Origin of the sequence: Pseudorhizobium xiangyangii (assembly GCF_020531965.1) — a bacterium.
GTDB classification, from domain to species: domain Bacteria; phylum Pseudomonadota; class Alphaproteobacteria; order Rhizobiales; family Rhizobiaceae; genus Neorhizobium; species Neorhizobium xiangyangii.
In genome coordinates this window covers 55,213-76,197 of record NZ_JAJAWH010000011.1, presented here as the reverse complement: position 1 = coordinate 76,197, position 20,985 = coordinate 55,213, and the positions used below count along the sequence as shown (strand labels likewise).

General features: G+C 62.2%; 20 protein-coding genes. 13 read left to right on the top strand and 7 right to left on the bottom strand.

The window, feature by feature from the left end; all coding sequences use genetic code 11:
- Positions 1 to 3 precede the first annotated feature (3 nt).
- The 3 genes from LH464_RS11855 to LH464_RS11845 all read right to left on the bottom strand — a co-directional run bounded on the left by LH464_RS11855 (position 4) and on the right by LH464_RS11845 (position 3,303).
- Positions 4 to 954: a carbohydrate ABC transporter permease gene (locus LH464_RS11855; protein ID WP_226786588.1), complete on the bottom strand. Its 951-nt coding sequence runs from the start codon at positions 952 to 954 to the stop codon at positions 4 to 6.
- Between the two features lie 151 nt (positions 955 to 1,105).
- A complete protein-coding gene (locus LH464_RS11850; protein ID WP_226786587.1) occupies positions 1,106 to 2,362 on the bottom strand; it encodes an ABC transporter substrate-binding protein in 1,257 nt (418 codons plus the stop codon).
- A 26-nt stretch (positions 2,363 to 2,388) separates the two neighbouring features.
- A complete protein-coding gene (locus tag LH464_RS11845; RefSeq protein ID WP_226786586.1) occupies positions 2,389 to 3,303 on the bottom strand; it encodes an N-acetylmuramic acid 6-phosphate etherase in 915 nt (304 codons plus the stop codon).
- A gap of 207 nt (positions 3,304 to 3,510) precedes the next feature.
- On the opposite strand from LH464_RS11845, the gene LH464_RS11840 reads away from it, so the two are divergent.
- Genes LH464_RS11840 through nagA form a run of 4 tightly spaced genes read left to right on the top strand, consistent with a single transcriptional unit; the run spans position 3,511 to position 7,337 of the window.
- A complete protein-coding gene (locus LH464_RS11840) occupies positions 3,511 to 4,395 on the top strand; it encodes an N-acetylglucosamine kinase (protein ID WP_226786585.1) in 885 nt (294 codons plus the stop codon).
- Positions 4,395 to 5,156, top strand: a complete 762-nt coding sequence (locus LH464_RS11835; RefSeq protein WP_226786584.1) for a GntR family transcriptional regulator — start codon at positions 4,395 to 4,397, stop codon at positions 5,154 to 5,156. Before LH464_RS11840 ends, LH464_RS11835 begins: the two co-directional genes overlap by 1 nt.
- A 4-nt stretch (positions 5,157 to 5,160) precedes the next feature.
- Positions 5,161 to 6,183: an SIS domain-containing protein gene (locus LH464_RS11830; RefSeq protein WP_226786583.1), complete on the top strand. Its 1,023-nt coding sequence runs from the start codon at positions 5,161 to 5,163 to the stop codon at positions 6,181 to 6,183.
- Entirely contained in the window at positions 6,180 to 7,337 is a 1,158-nt protein-coding gene (nagA, locus tag LH464_RS11825) for an N-acetylglucosamine-6-phosphate deacetylase (protein WP_226786582.1), read from the top strand. Before LH464_RS11830 ends, nagA begins: the two co-directional genes overlap by 4 nt.
- Here the strand turns inward: nagA and LH464_RS11820 are convergent.
- Together LH464_RS11820 and LH464_RS11815 are read right to left on the bottom strand one after the other, a co-directional pair.
- Positions 7,328 to 8,713, bottom strand: coding sequence for a sensor histidine kinase (locus tag LH464_RS11820; protein ID WP_226786581.1), 1,386 nt, complete (start codon positions 8,711 to 8,713; stop codon positions 7,328 to 7,330). The genes nagA and LH464_RS11820 overlap by 10 nt on opposite strands.
- Positions 8,710 to 9,387, bottom strand: coding sequence for a response regulator (locus LH464_RS11815; protein ID WP_226786580.1), 678 nt, complete (start codon positions 9,385 to 9,387; stop codon positions 8,710 to 8,712). Before LH464_RS11815 ends, LH464_RS11820 begins: the two co-directional genes overlap by 4 nt.
- A 108-nt stretch (positions 9,388 to 9,495) precedes the next feature.
- Between LH464_RS11815 and LH464_RS11810 the strand changes: the two genes are divergently transcribed.
- The 4 genes from LH464_RS11810 to LH464_RS11795 all read left to right on the top strand — a co-directional run bounded on the left by LH464_RS11810 (position 9,496) and on the right by LH464_RS11795 (position 13,752).
- Positions 9,496 to 10,569 (top strand): ABC transporter substrate-binding protein, encoded by a 1,074-nt coding sequence (locus LH464_RS11810; protein WP_226786579.1) that lies wholly within the window; start codon positions 9,496 to 9,498, stop codon positions 10,567 to 10,569.
- 205 nt (positions 10,570 to 10,774) lie between these two features.
- Entirely contained in the window at positions 10,775 to 11,719 is a 945-nt protein-coding gene (locus LH464_RS11805; protein WP_226786578.1) for a Bug family tripartite tricarboxylate transporter substrate binding protein, read from the top strand.
- On the top strand, positions 11,716 to 12,210 hold the full coding sequence (locus tag LH464_RS11800) for a tripartite tricarboxylate transporter TctB family protein (RefSeq protein WP_226786577.1): 495 nt from the start codon (positions 11,716 to 11,718) through the stop codon (positions 12,208 to 12,210). Before LH464_RS11805 ends, LH464_RS11800 begins: the two co-directional genes overlap by 4 nt.
- Before the next feature lie 24 nt (positions 12,211 to 12,234).
- A complete protein-coding gene (locus tag LH464_RS11795) occupies positions 12,235 to 13,752 on the top strand; it encodes a tripartite tricarboxylate transporter permease (RefSeq protein ID WP_226786576.1) in 1,518 nt (505 codons plus the stop codon).
- Between the two features lie 65 nt (positions 13,753 to 13,817).
- Here LH464_RS11795 and LH464_RS11790 read toward each other — a convergent pair whose 3' ends face one another.
- Positions 13,818 to 14,747, bottom strand: a complete 930-nt coding sequence (locus tag LH464_RS11790) for a glutaminase (protein ID WP_226786575.1) — start codon at positions 14,745 to 14,747, stop codon at positions 13,818 to 13,820.
- Between the two features lie 17 nt (positions 14,748 to 14,764).
- The gene (locus LH464_RS11785; protein ID WP_226786686.1) at positions 14,765 to 15,280 is read right to left on the bottom strand and encodes a MarR family winged helix-turn-helix transcriptional regulator; all 516 of its coding nucleotides are present in this window, start codon (positions 15,278 to 15,280) and stop codon (positions 14,765 to 14,767) included.
- 159 nt (positions 15,281 to 15,439) lie between these two features.
- Between LH464_RS11785 and LH464_RS11780 the strand changes: the two genes are divergently transcribed.
- The 5 genes from LH464_RS11780 to LH464_RS11760 are packed head-to-tail and all read left to right on the top strand — an operon-like array spanning position 15,440 to position 20,982.
- The gene (locus LH464_RS11780; RefSeq protein WP_226786574.1) at positions 15,440 to 17,752 is read left to right on the top strand and encodes a bifunctional salicylyl-CoA 5-hydroxylase/oxidoreductase; all 2,313 of its coding nucleotides are present in this window, start codon (positions 15,440 to 15,442) and stop codon (positions 17,750 to 17,752) included.
- 10 nt (positions 17,753 to 17,762) lie between these two features.
- The gene (locus tag LH464_RS11775) at positions 17,763 to 18,551 is read left to right on the top strand and encodes an SDR family NAD(P)-dependent oxidoreductase (RefSeq protein ID WP_226786573.1); all 789 of its coding nucleotides are present in this window, start codon (positions 17,763 to 17,765) and stop codon (positions 18,549 to 18,551) included.
- The gene (locus LH464_RS11770) at positions 18,548 to 19,393 is read left to right on the top strand and encodes an enoyl-CoA hydratase family protein (protein WP_226786572.1); all 846 of its coding nucleotides are present in this window, start codon (positions 18,548 to 18,550) and stop codon (positions 19,391 to 19,393) included. The genes LH464_RS11775 and LH464_RS11770 overlap by 4 nt, the downstream gene beginning before the upstream one ends.
- 1 nt (position 19,394) lies before the next feature.
- The gene (locus LH464_RS11765) at positions 19,395 to 20,594 is read left to right on the top strand and encodes an acyl-CoA dehydrogenase family protein (RefSeq protein WP_226786571.1); all 1,200 of its coding nucleotides are present in this window, start codon (positions 19,395 to 19,397) and stop codon (positions 20,592 to 20,594) included.
- On the top strand, positions 20,587 to 20,982 hold the full coding sequence (locus LH464_RS11760) for a RidA family protein (protein WP_226786570.1): 396 nt from the start codon (positions 20,587 to 20,589) through the stop codon (positions 20,980 to 20,982). The genes LH464_RS11765 and LH464_RS11760 overlap by 8 nt, the downstream gene beginning before the upstream one ends.
- The last annotated feature ends 3 nt before the right edge of the window (positions 20,983 to 20,985 follow it).

Sequence of the window (20,985 nt, the reverse complement as noted above, 5' to 3'; positions counted from 1 at the left end):
CTCTCAGAATTGATAGCGGCGCATGCGCCGCTGGATGACGAAGAGATAGAGCGAGACGCCGGCGAGAATGATCAGGAACATGACGGTCGCGATCGTCGCGCCCATCGGGCGGTTGCCGATCTGGTTCTGGAAGCCGAAGAAGGTGCGATAGAGCAGCGTGCCCAGAATGTCGGTGGACCCATCCGGCCCTGCGAGTGCGCCCTGCACGGTATAGATCAGGTCAAAGGCGTTAAAGTTGCCGACGAACGTGAGCACGGAGATGATCCCGATCGACGGCAGGATCAGCGGCAACTTGATCTTCCAGAACTGGCTCCAGCCGGTGATGCCATCACATTCGGCGGCCTCAAGCACCTCATCCGGGATATTGAGGAGTGCCGCATAGATCAGCATCATCGGGATCCCGACATATTGCCAGACGGAGATCAGAGACACCGTGATCAAGGCGCTTTCCGACTTGCCCAGCCATGGCGAGAAGAAGGACTTCATGCCGACGAGGTCCATCAGGCCTGGGGCGATGCCCCAGATCGGGGAGAGGATGAGCTTCCAGATGAACCCTACAATAACGAAGGAGAGCAGCGTCGGCACGAAGATCGCGCTACGGTAGAAGGCCGCGAACCGAAGGTTCGGAAGCGACAGCATGGCCGCCAGTGCAATGCCGATCGGGTTCTGGACCAGCATGTGGATGATGAAGAAGACGACGTTGTTCCAGAGCGCGTTCCAGAAGTCTGCCGCCAGGCGCGGATCTCCAAACAGGCGCTGGAAATTGGCGAGACCGACAAATGCCATCTGGCCGTCTACGACGTTGAAAAGCGAAAGCCGAAGCGTCTCGATCAGCGGCAGGATCATCACCGCCGTGTAGACGAGGAAGGCTGGCGCCAGGAAGATCCAGATATGCCAGCGTACCGAACGCTTGGCCGGAGCGATCGCAGGATCGGCTGTGTCGATGTCGCTCATGGCTCGGTTCCGGTCGTGTTGGGTTTCACCTCCCCTTGAGGGGAGATCGCAGCGAAGCTGCCGATGGGGTGATCTTTCGTGGCGCTTGGCCAAGATCACCCCATCGCGAACCTGCAGTTCGACCCTCCCCCTCAAGGGGAGGGCAACATACTCACTTCGCCGGCTTGTACCAGCTGTCGAGGCCCTTCTGGGTTTCTTCGCCCGCCTGCTCCGGCGTCATCGTACCGTTGATGACATTGGCCGAGGCACGCCACATCTCCAGATCGAGGTTCGGATCGCCACGGCCGACGATTGCCGCACTCGGGCGGATCGTCGTCTCGCAGTTCTCACGCCAGGAAACGAATTCCTGGGCCAGCTCGTCCTGCATGGTCACCGGCGAATTGTTCAGACTGAAGAACCCGGGAGCGGCGTTCGCGTAGAGATCCGCGAATTCCGGAGATGCCACCCAGGACAGGAAGGTCTTCGCGGCATCGGCGTTCTTGCTGTTGGCGTTGAGGCCAATGCCGATGTCGTTGTGGTCGGAGATGTAGCACTTGTCGCCGGCCGCCTTTACCGGCGGTGCGAAGGCACCCATCTCGAAATCGGCCTGGCTCTTGAACGGCGCGATTTCCCATGAACCTGTCGGATAGATCGCTGCACGACCGAGGGTGAAGAGGTTCTGGCTGTCCGGATAGGTCTGGGCTTCGAAGCCGTCGCCGAGGTAGTCCTTCCACTTGGCGAGCGTCGCATAGGGCTCGACCCACTGCGGATCGGTGAGCTTCTGCGTGCCGGCGATCAGCGCCTTGCGGCCCTCTTCGCCCTTCCAGTAGTTCGGACCGATGTTGTAGTAGCCCATGGTCGCGGCTTCCCACTGATCCTTGGTACCCATGGCCAGCGGAATGTAGTTGCCGTCTTCCTTGAACTTCTCGAGAACCGCGAAGAACTCTTCCTCGGTCTTCGGTACCTGGACGCCGACCTCTTCGAAGGCGGCCTTGTTATAGATGAAGCCGTGAATAACCGAGGCCATCGGCACGCAGAACGACGTCGCGCCGTCGTCCGTCGTCCAGGCCGACTTTGCCACGTCGGAGAAGTTCTCCATGCCCTGAAGATCGTTCAGCGCTGCAAGCTGGCCCTTCTCGAACATGGCGAGCGACAGGTCGAACGGACGGCAGGTGATAAGGTCACCGGCGGTACCGGCTTCCAGCTTGGCGTTGACGGCCGAGTTATATTCGGTCGGCGCCATCGGTGCGAACGTCACCTTGATGTTCGGGTGCTTGGCTTCGAAGGCCGGAATGATCTTCTCCTGCCAGATCGGCAGGTCGTCATTGCGCCAGCTTTCGATCGTTAGCTGCGTTTCCTGCGCCATCGCAATGCCTGCCGGAGCAAGCACGGTGGTGGCAAAAAGCATGCCTTTCAGTATGCGGGTCATGATGCTCTCCCTCTTCGTTCGCGCCTTCAGGCGCTTTTGTGGAACCCAGTCGTAGCATTGATTTCTGCAAGCGCCGGTCGCAGCCTTTCATCGGAAGCGGCAAGGACTCGTCGCGCAGCATCGACATCCGGCGCACCGGATGCCAACAGAACGGCAACCTTCACGGAGCCATCGGCTTCGTCGATCAGCCGCGCGGCTTCGTCTGTTCCGACACCGGCGATGTCGGACACGATACGCGCGGCGCGAAGACGAAGCTTCTCATTATCGGGATTAAGGTTGACCATGTGGCCGTCGTGAACATGGCCGAGCCTGATGGCGGCGAGCGTCGACAGCATGTTGAAGGCGATCTTCTGTGCGGTACCCGCACCCATGCGGGTGGATCCCGCAATCACTTCCGCAGGCGTTTCCAGGAGGATCGCGACGTCTGCGTGTGTAAAAAGCCTGGCGCCGGCATTGTTGGCAAGCGCGACGACCTTAGCGCCGCGGGATCGCGCTTCCTCTGCCACGGCCAGCGCATAGGGCGTCGATCCGCTGGCGGAAACACAAATCACACAGTCTCCGGAGCCGATGACGGCCGCATCCTTGCGGGCCTGCTCGACGTCATCCTCCGGCGCGCCGGCGAGGTCTGAAAGGCTCTCCACCCCACCGGCAAGCAGCACGACGATCTGCTCCTGGCGAATTCCGTAGGTTCCGGGAAGCTCGAGTGCATCAGCCATTGCCATCAGGCCGGAACTGCCGGCGCCGGCATAAACGAGCTTGTTGCCCACACGAACGGTGTTGGCGAAAAGTTCGGAGGCTTGATCGATCGCTGGTATTGCCGCGTCCACGGCCGCGGCCGCGGCCTGCTGGCCTGCAGCAAGAAGCGCCAGCACCTCAAGCGGAGACAGGGCATCGAGCCCTTTCGCGTTCCTGTGTCTGGCTTCGGTGGCAGTTCTGCTCATCCGCTTCTCCCTCTTACTAAAATGATGCCAAAAAAATACCAATTGTCCAGCGGGAAAAGCAGATTTTATGAAGATCAGATTAACAACTTTTCCCAGGATATAAATTTATTTCGTTAATTCAATGTTTTGCTCAGTTCACCTTGCTGGAAACAGCTTTCGGTATTGGTAAATGGTATTTTTTTGGTATCATCGCCGTGGAGGTCGTGCATGACGAATTATTTCATTGGGATCGATGGCGGAGGCACAAGCTGCCGGGCCGCCGTGGCGGGTGCAGATGGCCGCATCCTCGGACGTGGGCGCAGCGGCGCCTCCAATATTCTGACGGCTCCCGACATTGCACTCAAGCATATCGAGGAAGCCGCCCTGCTCGCCCTGCACGACGCAGGCCTCGCCGATCACGCTCTTTCACAATGCTCGGCACTCCTGGGGGTCGCCGGCAACAATGTCGGCGATGCGGTCTCCTATGTCACGGCGCGTCTGCCGTTTGAACGCGCCCACATCGTTTCCGACGGACTGATCGCGCTTCAGGGCGCCTTGGGCGACGCCGACGGCGCGATTGCGATCGTCGGTACCGGCACGATCTTCATCGTCCGCCACAAGGGTCAACTCCACTATCTCGGCGGCTGGGGCTTCCAGATTGGCGATCTTGGCGGCGGCGCACGGATCGGCCATGCGGCACTCCAGGAAAGCCTGCTCGCGCATGATGGCATTCACCCAAAGAGCGCGCTGACGTCGCTCATCCTCGACGAGTTCGACAATGATCCTCGCAAGGTCGTAGACTTTGCGCGAGCCGCCCATCCCGGAGACTTCGGACGCTACGCGCCACAGGTCGTGCAGCTTGCCGCAGAAGGTGATGTCACCGCACTGCGCCTGATGCGTCAGGCCGCGACATATGTCGATGACGCACTCGACGCCGTTAGCCGGATCACCGAGGGTAGCGGGCAACTGTGTCTCCTGGGCGGGCTGGCGCAGATCTATCCGTCCTATCTGGCCGAGCGACACAAAGCGCGCCTCGCCGAGCCGCTGGCCGATGCATTGGCCGGCTCCGTTGCTCTTGCCATCAAGACGTTCCAACCGGAGGCGACCGACTGATGAGCGACGCGCTGGCCTCCATCCTGCCTCTGGAAAGCCTGCAGGCGACGGGCGGCGGCCCGCTCTATCTCAGGCTGCGCCAGACGCTCGAGAGCGCCATCACATCCGGCCGCCTCGGCCACGGCGATGCGCTGCCCGCCGAACGGGATCTGGCGGAGTATGCCAATGTCAGCCGCGTGACGGTGCGCAAGGCGGTCGACGATCTTGTCCGAGACGGTCTCCTTGTCCGGCGACAGGGTTCGGGCACGTTCGTTGCCAAGCCGGTCTCGCGCGTGCAGCAGCCGCTGTCCCGGCTTACCTCGTTCACCGAAGACATGGCCCGCCGCGGGCTGGCCACCCGCTCCGAGTGGCTGGAGCGCGGCCTGTTTCACCCCTCGCCGGAAGAAATGATGATGCTCGGGCTTGCAGCCGGCACGATGGTGGCACGGCTCGACCGATTGCGGGTCGCCAACGAGATGCCGCTTGCCATTGAACGGGCGAGCCTTTCAGCGGAATTCCTTCCCGATCCGGCTGCCGTAACGACGTCGCTCTACGCCGCGCTCGAAAAGACGAGCGCCCGTCCGGTACGCGCCATCCAGCGCATATCCGCGTGCAACGTAAAGGAACCGGAGGCTGGCCTGCTTGCCGTTCCAGTCGGCGCTGCCGGGCTTTCGATCGAGCGCATCTCGTACCTCGCCTCGGGCCGCGTCGTTGAATTCACACGGTCCCTCTATCGCGGCGACACCTACGACTTCGTGGCCGAACTCACGCTAGGAGAATAAATTCATGCAGACCCATATGCGAAGAGAGATCAACGAGATACCGGACGCCGTAGCGCGCCTTCTCGATCAATCCGCAAACGCGTTCGCTGATGCCGGCAGAGCACTGCGGGAACGCGATCCGGCCTTTCTCGTGACAATCGCCCGCGGTTCGTCCGATCACGCGGCGACCTTCATCAAGTACGCCATCGAGCTCAAGACAGGGCGGCCTGTGGCGTCACTCGGCCCTTCGCTCGCGTCCATCTACCATGCGCCGATGACGCTCGCCGGCGCTGCGGCGATCGCAATTTCGCAATCCGGCAAGAGCCCGGACATCGTTGCCCTGGCTCAGGCGGCAACCGACGCCGGCGCACTCAGTCTGGCATTGACGAACACGCTGCAGTCTCCGATGGCCAACGCCTGCACCCACGCCATCGATATCCAAGCCGGGCCGGAACTGGCCGTCGCCGCAACAAAGTCCTACTTCAATTCCATCGTCGCCGGCTTGGCGCTGCTGGCGGAGTGGACCGACGACAATGATCTGCGGACTGCACTTCGCGATCTGCCATCCGTCTGCAAAAAGGCCGTCGCTCTGGAGTGGAGCGATCTGGCCGGCCAGCTGGGCGACGCAGATTCGCTTTTCATGCTGGGCCGTGGTCCCGCCCTTGCTATCGCCAGCGAAGCGGCGCTGAAGTTCAAGGAGACGTCGAACATGCACGCCGAGGCCTATTCCTCAGCCGAGGTCCTGCATGGTCCCGTGGCACTGGTCGACTACCGGTTCCCGATCATCGCCTTCGCAGCTCGCGACGCGGCAGAAAACTCGGTGATCGAGATCGCCGACGGCCTGGTCGACAAAGGCGCACTGGCTTTTGCGACCTCGACCCACACCCGTAAGGCGACGCCGCTTCCGTTCGTCGCGACGGGCCACCCGTTGACCGACGCGCTCTGCCTCATCCTGCCTTTCTACGGTTTTGTGGAAGCCTGGTCGCGGACCCGTGGCTACAATCCCGATGCACCGGCGGCCCTCAAGAAGGTGACCGAAACCAAATGACCAGCAAGGCAATTCGCGGCTCACGCATTTTCGACGGCGAGACCTGGCACGAGGCTTCCTCCCTCGTCCTGTCCGAAGGCCGCATCGAGGCCATTGTTGCCGACGCTGACATTCCGGCCGGAGCGGAGGTCGTAGACGCCGGCGGGGGCATTCTCGTGCCGGGGTTCATCGACCTGCAGGTCAATGGCGGCGGAGGCGTTATGCTGAACGATCATCCGACTGTCGCGGGACTGCGGACAATCTGCACTGCGCACGCCCGATTCGGCACGACGGCGCTTTTGCCGACGCTGATCACGGATACGACGGAAACGACGGCCGCAGTGATCAGCGCTGGCCAGCAAGCGATTAAGGAAAAGGTGCCGGGCTTTCTCGGTCTCCATCTCGAAGGGCCGCACCTGTCGCTCGCTCGCAAGGGCGCCCACGATCCGTCCCTGATTCGCCCGATGGATGACACCGATCTCGACCTTCTCCTTTCATGTCGCGACGCCTTTCCCGCGATGATGATCACTGTCGCACCCGAGAACGTTACGGAGAGTCAGGTCTCCAGGCTCGCCGATTGCGGATTTATCGTCAGCCTTGGCCACACGGAGGCTAGTTTCGGGACGGCAAGGCGCTATGCCAATGCAGGTGCGCGCACCGTCACGCATCTCTACAATGCGATGAGCCCGCTGGGTCATCGCGAACCAGGCATGGTGGGGGCAGCACTCGATACCGGAGGTCTCCATGCCGGCCTGATTGCAGATGGTATCCATGTTCATCCGGCCGCCATGCTGGTGGCGCTGCGAGCCAAGCAGGGGCCAGGACGGATCTTCGTCGTCACCGACGCCATGTCTCCGATCGGCACCGACCTCACGAGCTTCACGCTCAACGGACGCGAAATCCTTCGACGCAACGGTCGCCTGACGCTTGCCGACGGCACGCTCGCCGGGGCCGATATCGACATGATCTCCTCGGTCAGGTTCCTGCACCTGACGCTGGGATTGCCGCTTGAGGAGTCGCTACGGATGGTCTCGGTCTATCCCGCCGAAGCGTCGCAGGTTGCGGACCGCAAGGGCGCACTTGAGGCAGGGCTCGACGCGGATTTCGTGCTGCTCACGGATGATCTTCAGATGAAGAGCACCTGGATCGGCGGCACCTGCGTCTATCAGGCCTGATCAGCCGCCTGCGCAAAGCTGATCCGCACGCGCAGGCCGTGACCGTTCGACCCATCCTGCAAGTCCAGTTTCGCGCCGTGCAGGCGCGCAATCTCCTCGACGATCGGCAGGCCGAGGCCGGTTCCCAAGTCATCGGCGCGGGCGCCGCGGTCGAACCGCCGCAGTACGGCGTCGCGCTTGCCCTCTGGGATACCGGGACCGTTGTCTTCCACTTCCAGGATAGCTACGCCCTCGTCGAGGAACACGCGAACCGTGATTTCCGAACCACGGCCCGCGTAAATCAGCCCGTTGGCGATCAGATTCTTGAGTAACTCCCCTAGCAACAGCGGTTCCGCCAAGACGCAGACGGCGGCCTCACCTTCGAATCCGAGGTCGATGCCCGCCTCCGCAGCCGCGGGCACATGATCAGCCGTCTGCAACTGGGCCAGTGCCGATAGATCCGTTTCTTGCAGCGAAGCGGATCGGGTGGCCGCGTCAATCTTCGCCATCAACAGCAGTTGCCCGAGGATGTGCTCACCATCCGCAACCGCCGCATCTGCCTTGCCAACGGCCTGCCTGACAGCTTCCGGATCGGATGCACGCGCGGCGATAGCCAATTGCGTGCGAACGATCGCCAGCGGAGTGCGCAATTGGTGGCTGGCATTGCCCGTGAAATGCCGCAAGGCATCGAGAGCCGATTCAAGCCGCACCATGAACGAATTGACGGTGTCGACCAGGCCCTGCACTTCGCTGGGCACACGCTCGCCGATGGGATGGAGATCGTCCGGGCTGCGCTGTGCGATCGCCTCGCTGAACCGATAGAGCGGCCTAAGCGACACCGTGACGGCGATCCACACGATGACCGCCGCCCCGACAATCATGAACAGGAGCCGGGCGGCCGAACGGAGCAGGATGGTTCGCATCAATTGCTGCCGCGCCATCGTGGTCTCGGCCACGGTCACGACGAAAGGCACGGAATTGATGCCGGTTGAGGCAGACCGCGCGAGCGCGGCTACACGGATCGGCTCGCCCCTGAACACAGCGTCCTCAAAGGCGGCCGCCTGACCTTCGGAGCGCGGAATTGACGGCAGGTTCTGATAACCGGTGATGAAGGTGCCGGGCGGCCCGTCGACGCGATAGAAGACGCGATCCTGGGCAGCCGACGTCAGCATCTCCAGAGCGACATACGGAATGTCCACCTCCAGCGAGCCATCCTCCGATACGATAACGCGCTCGGCAATCGCCAGCGCCGAACCCATCAGCACCCGATCGGATACTTCGTCGGCTGTCTTCTCGGCCTCGCGCCAGGTATCGACGAGCGCAATGGTGCCCATGACGGCAGTCGCCAGAAGCAGCCATGCGAGCAACCGGCGCCGCAGCGAATAGGCATGGGTCATGGGGCAAGGCTTGCGATTTCGAGATAGTAGCCGATCCCGCGTGCCGTCCTGACGGTCAATCCGTAAGGAGAGAGCCGGCGACGGAGGCGGCTGACATATTGCTCGATGGCATTTGCCGACAGATCCTCGTCGAAGCCCGTCAGGGACCGGACGATGGCATCCTTGGACACGACCTTGCCGGCACGCAGGAAAAGCAGCTCCAGAAGCGCGACTTCCCGGGCGGGAATATCCAGAGGCACTCCGGAACTGCTGAAGGTTCGCGACGTCAGATCAAGCGTGACGCCGCCGAACTGGACGACAGAGCTCCGCAGCCCCGCCTGCCGCCGGAGCAACACGCGGATGCGCGCCTCGAATTCCGAGATGTCGAACGGCTTGATCATGTAGTCGTCGGCGCCCAGGTCGAGACCCTTCACCCGTTCCTCCGGCGCTCCCCGGGCCGTGAGGATCATCACCGCCGCCTTGTTTTGTCGTGCGCGCATTGCCCGCAAAACGTCAAGCCCGTCCATTTCGGGAAGGTTGAGATCGAGGATGACGAGGTCATAGGCTTCCGCCGCTGCGACGGCTTCCGCCGACGCTCCATCGGCTACCGCATCCACCGCATAGCCGCTACCGCGCAGGATCGTTGCAAGACCCTCCGCCAGCGTCTGATTGTCCTCTACGAGAAGAATACGCACGGCCACCCCCTAAGCTTCGGCAACTTATCGGCGTTCCGGCTCGATGTCACGGAGCGGCAATTCATTGTCCAACTTGTTCAGACGCGCTTGCTGGTGCATTGTCCGGTCATGAAGTTGCTCTTCATTCCATTTCTCCTCATCGTGCTGTTGCCAGCGCGGCTTGTCGAAGCCTCCACGACCGTGTTTCCGGCTGTGTCCGGTCGTACCGACGCGCCTGTTCTGGTCGTTTATTCGTCCCTAGACGAACCGCTAGCACAGCCAATGATTGCCGGCTTTCAAGCTGTAAATCCGGATGTGGCCGTGCGCTATGAGGACATGCTGACAGGGGAGATCTACGACCGGATCGTACGGGAAACCGAGGCGGGACAGAAGACTGCGGATTTCGCCTTCTCTTCCGCCATGGATCTTCAGGTCAAGCTCGCCAACGACGGCTACGCACAGCGCAGTGATCTGCCCATGAGCGACCAGTGGCCGGGGTGGGCCAACTGGCGCAATACCGCTTACGCCCTGACATTCGAGCCCGCGGTCTTCGTCTATCACAAGCCCAGTTTCGAGGACAAAACCCCGCCTTCGACACGCGCCGAGTTTGTTGATTTCCTGCGAGAGCAGGGAAACGCCACATATGGCCGGATCGGCACCTATGACATCGAGCGGTCAGGCGTCGGTTTTCTTTTCATGTCACGAGACCAGGAGCAGTTCGGCGACATCTGGTCGGTAATCCAGGCCATGGGCGCGGCGGGGGTCAAGCTCTATTCCACCAGCCAGGCAATTCTGGAGCGGGTCGCCGACGGCCGCTTCCTTTTGGGCTACAATATCCTTGGCTCCTACGCCGCCGATTGGGCGTCGCGGCATCCGGAAGTCGGCATCGTACTGCCCAAGGACTATACGGTCGTCATGTCAAGGATCGGCCTCGTACCGCAAGCGGCCGCATCCCCCGAGCTCGGTCGCCGCTATCTCGAATTCTTCATGTCCAAGCAAGGCCAGACCATCATGGCCCGCGAGCTGCAGATTCCGGCCGTGAGCCCCGAAGTCTCCGGCAACAATACCGCAACGACCATGCGAGAGATGCTGGGCGGCCAGCTGAAACCGGTCCCGGTCAGCCCGGGACTGATGGTTTATCTGGATCAAGTGAAGCGCGCCCGGCTGGTTGCCCGCTGGAACGAGGTCCTGCGCCTGCAGTGATTCCGCCTTGCGAATTTGGAGCAATGGGAGGAATGTCAGGTAGATGTCAGCTTGATGTGATCGCTTAGGACGTTCGACGCCCCTGGAGGGGGGCTTTCGATGCGGATGGGAGGAAACCTTGGCCGGCATTGCCGCGCACCGGGTCATGCTCCTTTCCCAAAATCAAATCATCGCGTCCAATGGCCGCGTTTTGGAGGACATACCCTTGAAACACTTCATTCTTGCCTCGCTTGTTGCTGGCGCCCTCGCTCTGCCGGCGCATGCTGCGGACTACACGATCATGGCACCTGCCGCTCCAGGTGGTGGTTGGGACCAGACTGCCCGCTCGCTGCAGACCGCACTCCAGGAGGAAGGCATCTCCGGCAACGTTCAGGTCGTCAACGTACCCGGCGCCGGCGGCACGATCGGCATCGCCCAGTTCGCCAGCCAGCAGAAGGGCAACCCGAACGCGCTCATCGTCGGCGGCTACGTCATGGTCGGCGCCATCCTGACCAACCAGTCGCCAGTCACCCTTAAGGATGTCACGCCAATCGCCCGCCTGACCGGCGAGTACGAGGCCATCGTCGTTCCGGCATCGTCCGAAATCCAGTCGATTGACCAGCTCGTTGAGGCCCTCAAGAAGGATCCCGGTGCGGTATCCTGGGCCGGCGGTTCTGCCGGCGGAACAGACCACATCGCGGTGGGCCTGCTGGCCAAGGCTGCGGGCGTCGACCCGACGAAGATCAACTACATTGCCTATTCCGGTGGCGGAGAAGCCCTCGCAGCTATCCTCGGCAGCCAGGTCACAGCTGGCGTCTCCAGCTACGGCGAATTCGAGGCCCAGGTTAAGGCGGGCACGTTGCGCCTTCTGGCGGTATCGAGCGAAGAGCGCATGGAAGGCGTCGACGCTCCTACCTTGAAGGAAGCCGGCTACGACGTCGTGCTGCAGAACTGGCGCATGGTCGCGGCGGCTCCGGGTCTTTCGGACGAGCAGAAGGCAGCCGTTCTCGCCGACATCGAGAAGCTGGCCAAGTCGCCGACCTGGCAGGAGACGCTGAAGACGAAGAACTGGGCCGATACCTACCTTGCAGGCGACGCTTTCGATGCGCAGCTGGCCAAGGACATCAGCGCCACCGAAACCATCCTGAAGGACATCGGACTGGTTAAATGAGCCTGGACCACTCGAAATCGACATCTCAACAGCGCCGCCCCGATTGGGCGGCGCTTGCCATTGCCGTCATCCTCGTAGTGATCGCCGCCGTCATCTTCTTCGATGTTTCTCGGCTCAAGGGAACGGCTGGTTATTCGCAGGTTGGACCGGCAACGGTTCCCGACTGGATCGCGTTTGCCCTGGTCGGCCTGGGCATCTGGACGGCGATAGAAGCATTTCGCGGAGATTTCCCTGCGCGCGATCATCAGCAATTTGGCCCGGTAGTGTGGGTCGTGGCCGGTCTTGCCGCACAAATGCTGCTTCTGAAGACGGCCGGCTTCTCGATCGCGACCGGCGTCCTCTTCGCCCTCGTCGCTGCGGGCTTCGGAAAACGCAAGCTATGGATCACACTCCCGGTGGGCATCGTCCTCTGTCTGGGCATCTGGGTAATATTTGCCGGACTTCTCCAGCTTTCTCTTCCGGCGGGACCGCTGGAACAGCTGTTCCTCTGATGACGACGCCCGGAAGGCCTGCTCATGACTACGTTTGAATTTCTTTTGCAGGGGTTGTTGTCGGCGATGGAGCCGATCAACCTCCTTTATGCGCTGGTCGGCGTAACACTCGGCACGGCGGTCGGCGTTCTCCCCGGCATCGGGCCTGCGCTGACCGTGGCGCTGTTGCTGCCCGTTACCTATCGTCTCGACCCTACCGGGTCTCTCATCATGTTCGCCGGCATTTACTACGGCGGGATGTATGGTGGCTCTACGACGTCCATCCTCCTCAACACGCCGGGCGAAAGTGCATCTATCGTCACAGCGCTGGAGGGCAACAAGATGGCGCGAGCGGGACGCGGCGGACCGGCACTTGCCACCGCGGCGATCGGGTCCTTCGTTGCAGGCCTCATCGCGACGCTTTTGCTTGCTTTCCTCGCGCCCTACGTCGTCCAGCTGGCAATCAAATTCGGCCCGCGTGAATATTTCGCGCTGATGGTGCTCGCCTTCGTGACGGTGTCGTCCGCGTTCGGCGATTCGGCTCTCCGGGGTCTGACATCCTTGTTCATAGGTCTTGCCTTCTCCGTGATCGGCATCGATCAGTTGACCGGTCAGACCCGGCTCGCCTTCGGCGTGCCGGACCTCCTGGACGGCATCGAGGTCACAACGATGGCGGTCGCCATGTTCGCGATCGGCGAGACCCTGTACATCGCGGCCCAGGGTAGCCGCGGCGCGGATATAGTGGAGGCAGTCAAAGGGTCTGTGTGGATGAGTGCCGCCGACTGGGGCCGCTCCTGGAAGGCGTGGCTGCGCGGTACGATGATCGGCTTCCCGATCGGCGCGATGCCGGCCGGCGGCGCCGAGATCGGCACCTTCCTCTCCTATGCGACGGAGAAGCGGCTGACCAAGCATCCGGAAGAATTCGGCAACGGCGCGATCGAAGGCGTCGCGGGACCGGAAGCGGCCAACAATGCATCGGCAGCCGGTACGCTGGTTCCGCTGCTGACGCTTGGTCTGCCAACCACGGCCACCGCAGCGATCATGCTGGCGGGCTTCCAGCAATACGGATTGCAGCCGGGTCCGCTGCTGTTTGCGACCAACCCCCAGTTGGTCTGGGGCCTCATCGCCTCGCTGCTGATTGCGAATCTCATGCTGCTCGTTTTGAACCTGCCGCTGATCGGCCTTTGGGTAAAGCTTCTGACAATCCCGAAACCCTGGCTCTATGCCGGCATCCTCGTGTTTGCGACGCTTGGCACCATCGGCGCCAATCCGTCGGTCTTCGAGCTCGGGATGCTCCTTACCTTCGGCTTGCTGGGTTATGCCATGCGCGTCTTCGGCTATCCGATCGCGCCCGTCATCGTCGGCCTCATTCTAGGTCCGCTCGCCGAGCAGCAGTTGCGACGCGCGCTGGCGATCAGCCAGGGCGACGTGACCTTCCTCGTCACGTCTCCAATCGCGGCAGGGCTTTTTGTTGTGGCGGCCCTCGCATTCATCGTCCCGCTGATTATGCGGATCAGGGGCCGGGGTCAGGTGCTAACGCAACTGGCCGCAAGCGAAGACTGAGTTAGTCCTCCCAGGACGGAAGGGGGTGCGGCTTCGGCCGCGCCCCCTTTTTTATGTTCAACCTATTATGGTCCGAAGACGGACCACCCGGTCCGGTGCGCCAGCATTTCGAGGGCCAGGGACCCCAGCAGCGAATTGCCGTTGTGATTAAGACCGGGCGACCACACCGCTACGGAAGCCTTGCCCGGCGCAACAGCCATGATACCGCCGCCTACCCCGCTCTTGCCCGGAAGACCCACACGGTAAGCAAAGTCTCCTGAACCATCGTAGTGGCCGCACGTGAGCATCAGCGCGTTGATGCGCCGTGCCCGCTGGCGTGAGACCACCGTGTGACCCGTCAGAGGATTGCGACCGGCCGCTGCAAGGAAAAGGCCGGCATGAGCTAGCTGCGCACAGGTCATTGCCAGGGCACAGTGGTGGAAATAGACGCCAAGTACGTGCTCGACCGGATGATCCAGCTTGCCGAAGGACCGCATGAAGTTGGCAAGCGCAATGTTGCGATAGCCCGTGGCGAGTTCCGACTTCGCAACAGCGGGATCGATGGCGATCGCGTCGTCGTCCGCCAGATACTGCGCGAAGCGGACGATCTCACCAATCGCCTCCCGCGGCGTATGTCCCGCCAGAACCAGGTCGCTGACGGCTATGGCGCCGGCATTGATGAACGGATTGCGGGGCTTTCCCTCCTCGTTCTCTAGCTGAACGATGGAGTTGAAGGAGGAGCCGGAGGGTTCACGCCCGACCCGCTTCCAGACATTCTCGCCGTGCTTGCCCAGTGCAAGCGTCAGCGTGAAGACCTTCGATACGCTCTGGATCGAGAAGGGCTCGTCGCAATCGCCCGCTTTGTAGACGCCGCCATCGACGTCGACCACGGCGATGCCGAATTTCCTTGGATCGACATGGGCGAGCTGCGGGATGTAATCCGCTACCTTTCCTTCCCCGAGCCTCGGTGTCAGCTCATGATGGATCTCATCGACAATCGCCTGCAAATCTTCCACGCCCTCGCCCTGCCGCACTATTCGAAAGCCGCACCGGAGAGGTGGTTACTCGCAGATGTCTTCACCTCGCCGATTTCTGCCCAGAGCGAATCGACGGTCGTCGGATCAACGTCCGACATGATGTCACGCAACCAGCCTTCGTGAGCGGCAGCCATGGCGATGAAAAGTTCAACCCCCAGAGGCGTTAGCTGCGCGACCGTCACTCGCCGGTCCCTGTCAGGAGTGACACGCTTCACAAGCCCATCCGTCTCCAGCCGTTCCACCAGACCCGTGACATTGCCATTGGTGACCATGGTGCGCTTGGAGAGCTCGCCGAGACGGAGGCCGTCCTTTTCCCGGTAGAGCTGCGCCATCAGGTCGAACTGCGGCAGCGTCGCGCCGAACTCCGCGCGCAGGCGGCGGCGGATTTCCGTGGTGATGAGCTTGGTCGTTGAGAGCATCCGCAGCCACAGCCGCGTTTCCGGCTTGTTGCGACCGCTCGGACCATGCACGATCATTTCCAGGTCGGCGCTTGCCGCTTCCATCTCTGCCATCTCCATGCGCTCTGCCGAACAGTTACGAAGCGTTATTTCAATTGTCAAAGGTTCCCTTGCTCGGAGATGACACTTCCTGAAAGAACTTGACGCGAAGGCGACCGCGCATATAGTTTAAACTTAAAATAATAAGTCGGGAACTTCAGGAGGAATTGCTTCATGCGCATCGTCTGCATCGGCGGCGGCCCGGCCGGACTGTATTTTGCGCTCCTGATGAAGAAGCAGGATCCGGAACACAGCATTTCCGTCGTCGAACGAAACCGCCCCTACGACACCTTCGGCTGGGGCGTGGTGTTCTCAGACGCAACCATGGAGGCCATGCGCGTCTGGGATCCGGAGAGCGCCGCCGAGATCGAGGATGCCTTCAACCACTGGGACGATATCGAGGTCTTGTTCAAGGGCACCCGGAGAAGGACTTCCGGTCACGGTTTCGTCGGCATCGGACGCAAGAAGCTTCTCAACATCTTGCAGCGCCGCTGCGAGGCGCTGGGCGTAGAACTCGTCTTCGAGACGGACGCAGCGAGCGATCTCGAATTCCCGGACGCGGACCTCGTCATCGGCTCGGACGGGTTCAATTCAAGGATCCGCAACCGCTATCCCGAGATATTCCAGCCCGACCTTGTGACACGGCCGAACCGCTACATCTGGCTTGGCACCAAAAAACTCTACGACGCCTTTACCTTCGACTTTCGCAAGACGGAGCACGGCTGGTTCCAGGCCCATATCTACAAGTTCGACGAGAACACTTCCACCTTCATCGTCGAAACGACGGAGGAGGCATACGAGAAGCACGGCCTCGGCCAGTTGGACCAGCAGGGCTCCATCGACTTCTGCCAGGACCTGTTCTCGGAAGTGCTCGAAGGCGCCGAACTGATGACCAATGCCCGGCACCTGCGCGGCTCCGCCTGGCTGAACTTCAACCGGCTTATTTGCGGCAAGTGGAGCCATTTCAACGGCCAGTCGCATGTCGTGCTGATGGGCGATGCCGCCCATACCGCCCATTTCGCCATCGGCTCGGGGACGAAGCTCGCCATCGACGATGCGATCGAACTGACCAACCAGTTCAACAAGCGCGGGCATAGGAAAGACCAGATTCCGGCGGTGCTCGAAAACTATGAGGAGATCCGCCGCGTCGATGTCGCTCGCATCCAGAATGCCGCCCGCAACGCCATGGAATGGTTCGAGGTGGTGGGCAGGCGCTATGCCGATACGTTGCCGCCGGAGCAGTTCATGTATTCGATGCTGACACGCTCGCAGCGCATCAGCCACGAGAACCTGCGTCTGCGCGACAAGACATGGCTGGAGGGTTACGAACGCTGGTTTGCGGAACATGCCAGCATCGGGGAAGGCGCCAACGGAAACACCGTGCCGCCGATGTTCACGCCCTACAGCATACGCGGAGTAACGCTGAAGAACCGTATCGTCATGTCACCAATGGCCATGTACTCGGCGAAAGACGGGCTGCTCGACGATTTTCACCTCGTGCATCTCGGTGCCCGCGCGCTCGGCGGCGCAGGCCTCGTCTTCGGCGAAATGACCTGCGTATCTGCCGATGCCCGCATCACTCCCGGCTGTCTCGGACTGTGGAACGAGGAGCAGGCGGCCGGCTGGAAACGATTTGTCGATTTCGTCCATGGCAACAGCGGCGCAAAGGTAGGTATCCAGCTCGGTCATGCAGGCCGCAAGGGGGCGACCAAGCTCGCCTGGGAAGGCATCGACCAACCCTTAGACGCAGGCGGCTGGCCGCTCCTGTCCGCCTCCGCCCTACCCTATCTGAAAGACGGTCAGATCCCGAAAGCCATGGACCGGGCCGACATGGATCGCGTCAAGGCGGATTTTGTCCGCGCGACCGAGTTCGCCGTCACCACCGGTGCTGACTGGCTGGAGCTGCACGGCGCACACGGGTACCTGTTGTCCAGTTTCCTGTCGCCGCTCACCAACCGCCGCACCGATGAATATGGCGGCGGCCACGCGAACCGGGCCCGCTATCCGCTCGAGATCTTCCACGCCATCCGCGCGGTCTGGCCGGCGGACAGGCCGATCTCGGTTCGCCTGTCCTGCCACGACTGGTTCGAGGGCGGCAACACGCCGGACGATGCCGCGATTTTCGCCCGGATGTTCAAGGACGCCGGCGCCGACATGATCGACTGCTCGTCCGGACAGGTGTGGAAGGAAGAAAAGCCGGTCTACGGTCGCCTCTTCCAGACGCCGTTCTCCGACAAGATCCGCAACGAGGTGGGCATTCCCACGATCGCCGTCGGCGCAATCTCCGAGGCGGACCACGCCAATTCTGTGATCGCGGCCGGCCGCGCCGATCTCTGCGCCGTTGCACGCCCCCATCTGGCGGATCCCGCCTGGGTGCTGCACGAGGCTGCCCGCATAGGCCTGAAGGAGATTGCCTGGCCGAAGCAATACTATTCCAGCAAGCTGCAGTACGAGACCAACCTGTCCCGCCAGTCGGCAGCCAAGTGAGAACCGGCAGATGAACAGTTCGCGAAAGTTTGAAGGGCGCCACGCACTCGTCACCGGAGCCGGCAGCGGCATCGGCACTGCAATTGCAACGGCGCTGGTTGAGGCGGGTGCGCGTGTGACCCTTGCCGGCAGGCGGGCAGCGCCACTGGAGGCACTCGCCACGAAGCTCGGACCCCTCACCTGCGTTGCCGATGGCTTCGACGTGACCGACGAGATCGCAATCGATAACGGTGTAAAGACCGCACATTCGGCCTTCGGCCCGATCAACATCCTTGTCAACAATGCCGGTGAGGCACCGAGCGCACCGTTCGAAAAAACGTCGCTCACAACGTGGAACCGCGTCCTCACCGTCGACCTCACCGGCGTTTTCCTCGTCACACAGGCCGTGTTGCCTGACCTAAGGGCTCACGGCGCAGGCGCCCGCATCATCAATATCGCCTCCACTGCCGGCCTCACTGGCTACGCTTACGTTTCCGCCTATACGGCGGCAAAACATGGGGTTGTCGGGTTGACGCGCTCGCTGGCCGTCGAGCTGGCCAGAACCGGCATTACCGTGAATGCGGTCTGCCCCGGCTTCACCGACACGCCGCTGATCGCCACAGCGATCGAGACGATCATGGCAAAGACCGGTCGAAGCCGCGAAGAAGCATCCAGAGAATTCACGAAGAGCAATCCGCAGGGGCGGCTCATTACCCCGGAGGAGGTAGCCGACACAGTGCTGTGGCTCGCATCGTCGGCAGCGGGTTCAATCAATGGCCAGGCGATCGCGATCGCCGGCGGGGAGGTATTGACGGGATGAGCACGGTTTCGATGGCAGGACACCTGCGCCCGTTCAAGGACTATCAGGCTCGGCATTTTCTCTGGAAGGTGAGCGACGACGGCCGGGTCGCCACTATCTGCCTCGATCGCCCGGAACGTAAAAATCCGCTTACTTTCGAAAGCTATGCGGAGCTGCGCGACCTTTTCCGTGACCTCGCGTATGCGTCGGATATCCGTGCCGTCGTTCTGGCCGGTGCCGGCGGCAATTTTTCCTCTGGCGGCGACGTGTTCGAAATTATCGAGCCATTGACCAAGATGGCCATGCCGGATCTCCTGGCTTTTACGCGCATGACTGGCGACCTCGTCAAGGCGATGAAAAAATGCCCGCAGCCTATCGTTGCTGCCGTTGATGGCATCTGCGTCGGTGCCGGCGCAATCCTCGCCATGGCCTCCGACATTCGGCTCGCAACCCCGGAAGCCAAGACCGCCTTCCTCTTCACCCGGGTCGGCCTTTCCGGTGCGGACATGGGGGCCTGCGGAATCCTGCCGCGCATCATAGGCCAGGGCCGCGCCGCCGAACTGCTCTTCACCGGCCGCTCCATGAGCGCCGCCGAGGGCCATGCCTGGGGCTTCTTCAACGCCCTGCATACCGCAGACACGGTCGAGGGAGAGGCGCTGAAGTTGGCGCATTCGCTGGCCGATGGCCCTTGGTTCGCCCACACAATGACAAAGACCATGCTGAACCAGGAATGGGCAATGGGCATCGACGAGATGATTGAGTCGGAAGCCCAGGCACAGGCCGTCTGCATGGCGACGAAGGATTTCCGCCGCGCCTTCGAAGCCTTTGCGGAGAAGCGCAAGCCGGTCTTCGAGGGGGATTGAGATGGCTGATCCCACCATGCTTGCCGGCCCCGCCCGCGAGCACATCGACTGGCCATTCTTCGACGAGAGCCACCGGGCACTCACTATAAAGCTCGATGCCTATGCCGCATCCAGCGCCCTTTACGGCATCGACCATGCCGATACCGACCGTGCCTGCCGTGCTCTCGTTCGCTCACTCGGCGGGGCCGGTCTGCTGGACGCGGCGACCGGCGCAGGCGGCAGCCAACCGATCGACAGCCGCGCCGTCTGCCTGACGCGTGAGACGCTGGCCTGGCATGACGGACTTGCCGACTTCGCCTTTGCCATGCAGGGACTCGGCACCGGCGCGATCGGCCTTTCCGGCTCGCAGGAACTCCGCGACACCGTGCTGCCCAAAGCCCGGTCCGGCGAATGGATCGCTGCCTTTGCGCTTTCCGAAAAGGAAGCCGGCTCGGATGTTGCAGCCATGGCCTGCGCCGCCCGGCGCGATGGCGACACTTACGTACTCGACGGCGAGAAGACGTGGATTTCAAACGGCGGTATCGCTGACGTCTACACGGTCTTCGCCCGCACCGGAGAGGCGCCGGGCACCCGCGGCGTCTCCACTTTCGTCGTTTACGCCGACGACCCCGGCTTCTCAATTGCCGAGCGAATCGATGTGATCGCACCGCATCCGCTCGCAACCATCCGCTTCGACAACTGCCGCATTCCCGCTAACCGGCTCCTCGGCAGCCCCGGTGAAGGCTTCAAGATCGCCATGCGCACGCTCGACATTTTCCGCGCATCCGTCGCCGCCGCCGCGCTCGGCTTCGCCCGCCGGGCGCTGGACGAGGCACTCGCCCATGCCAAGGCACGAAGAATGTTCGGCAATCACCTGTCCGACCTGCAACTTACCCAGGCCGCCTTCGGCGACATGGCGACCGGAATCGATGCGGCCGCGCTCCTCACCTACCGCGCGGCCTGGCGCCGCGACGTGCAGGGCTTGCCGACCACCAAGGAAGCCGCCATGGCCAAGATGACTGCGACCGAGACCGCCCAATCGGTAATCGACCGCGCCGTGCAGATGTTCGGCGGACGCGGCGTGAAGCGTGGCGAGATCGTCGAAAGACTCTACCGCGAGATCCGGGCGTTGCGGATCTACGAGGGCGCCACCGAAGTCCAGAAACTCATCATCGCGCGCGAGCTCCTGAAGGCCGCGCCTCCGGAGAAGACGTATGCATGACATCCTTCAGCCCGAAGGTTGGGCGAAGCCGATCGGCTATTCGAACGGCGTGGCCGCACGAGGCCGGCAGATCTATGTCGGCGGCCAGATCGGCTGGAACGGCCAGTGCGAATTCGAGACCGACGATTTCGTCGAACAGGTGCGCCAAACGCTGAAGAACGTCGTCGCCATTCTGTCGGCGGCCGGCGCCGGGCCCGAGCACATCACCACCATGACCTGGTATTTCACCAGCAAGAGCGAATATCTCGGCAACCTGAAGGGCATCGGCCAGGCCTACCGCGAGGTGGTGGGGCGGAATTATCCAGCCATGGCCGCCATGCAGGTGGTGGCCCTGATCGAGGATCGGGCCAAGATCGAGATCCAGGCCATCGCCGTGGTGCCGGAGTAGAGA

Excerpts from the sequence above, each read along its gene's own strand:
- LH464_RS11800 (WP_226786577.1), top strand. The coding sequence starts at position 11,716 with ATGAGCCTGGACCACTCGAAATCGACATCTCAACAGCGCCGCCCCGAT.
- LH464_RS11850 (WP_226786587.1), bottom strand. The coding sequence starts at position 2,362 with ATGACCCGCATACTGAAAGGCATGCTTTTTGCCACCACCGTGCTTGCT.
- nagA (WP_226786582.1), top strand. The coding sequence starts at position 6,180 with ATGACCAGCAAGGCAATTCGCGGCTCACGCATTTTCGACGGCGAGACC.
- LH464_RS11830 (WP_226786583.1), top strand. The coding sequence starts at position 5,161 with ATGCAGACCCATATGCGAAGAGAGATCAACGAGATACCGGACGCCGTA.
- LH464_RS11855 (WP_226786588.1), bottom strand. The coding sequence starts at position 954 with ATGAGCGACATCGACACAGCCGATCCTGCGATCGCTCCGGCCAAGCGT.
- LH464_RS11835 (WP_226786584.1), top strand. The coding sequence starts at position 4,395 with ATGAGCGACGCGCTGGCCTCCATCCTGCCTCTGGAAAGCCTGCAGGCG.
- LH464_RS11845 (WP_226786586.1), bottom strand. The coding sequence starts at position 3,303 with ATGAGCAGAACTGCCACCGAAGCCAGACACAGGAACGCGAAAGGGCTC.
- LH464_RS11770 (WP_226786572.1), top strand. The coding sequence starts at position 18,548 with ATGAGCACGGTTTCGATGGCAGGACACCTGCGCCCGTTCAAGGACTAT.
- LH464_RS11795 (WP_226786576.1), top strand. The coding sequence starts at position 12,235 with ATGACTACGTTTGAATTTCTTTTGCAGGGGTTGTTGTCGGCGATGGAG.
- LH464_RS11760 (WP_226786570.1), top strand. The coding sequence starts at position 20,587 with ATGCATGACATCCTTCAGCCCGAAGGTTGGGCGAAGCCGATCGGCTAT.
- LH464_RS11810 (WP_226786579.1), top strand. The coding sequence starts at position 9,496 with ATGAAGTTGCTCTTCATTCCATTTCTCCTCATCGTGCTGTTGCCAGCG.
- LH464_RS11765 (WP_226786571.1), top strand. The coding sequence starts at position 19,395 with ATGGCTGATCCCACCATGCTTGCCGGCCCCGCCCGCGAGCACATCGAC.
- LH464_RS11840 (WP_226786585.1), top strand. The coding sequence starts at position 3,511 with ATGACGAATTATTTCATTGGGATCGATGGCGGAGGCACAAGCTGCCGG.
- LH464_RS11780 (WP_226786574.1), top strand. The coding sequence starts at position 15,440 with ATGCGCATCGTCTGCATCGGCGGCGGCCCGGCCGGACTGTATTTTGCG.
- LH464_RS11785 (WP_226786686.1), bottom strand. The coding sequence starts at position 15,280 with ATGGCAGAGATGGAAGCGGCAAGCGCCGACCTGGAAATGATCGTGCAT.
- LH464_RS11775 (WP_226786573.1), top strand. The coding sequence starts at position 17,763 with ATGAACAGTTCGCGAAAGTTTGAAGGGCGCCACGCACTCGTCACCGGA.
- LH464_RS11820 (WP_226786581.1), bottom strand. The coding sequence starts at position 8,713 with ATGACCCATGCCTATTCGCTGCGGCGCCGGTTGCTCGCATGGCTGCTT.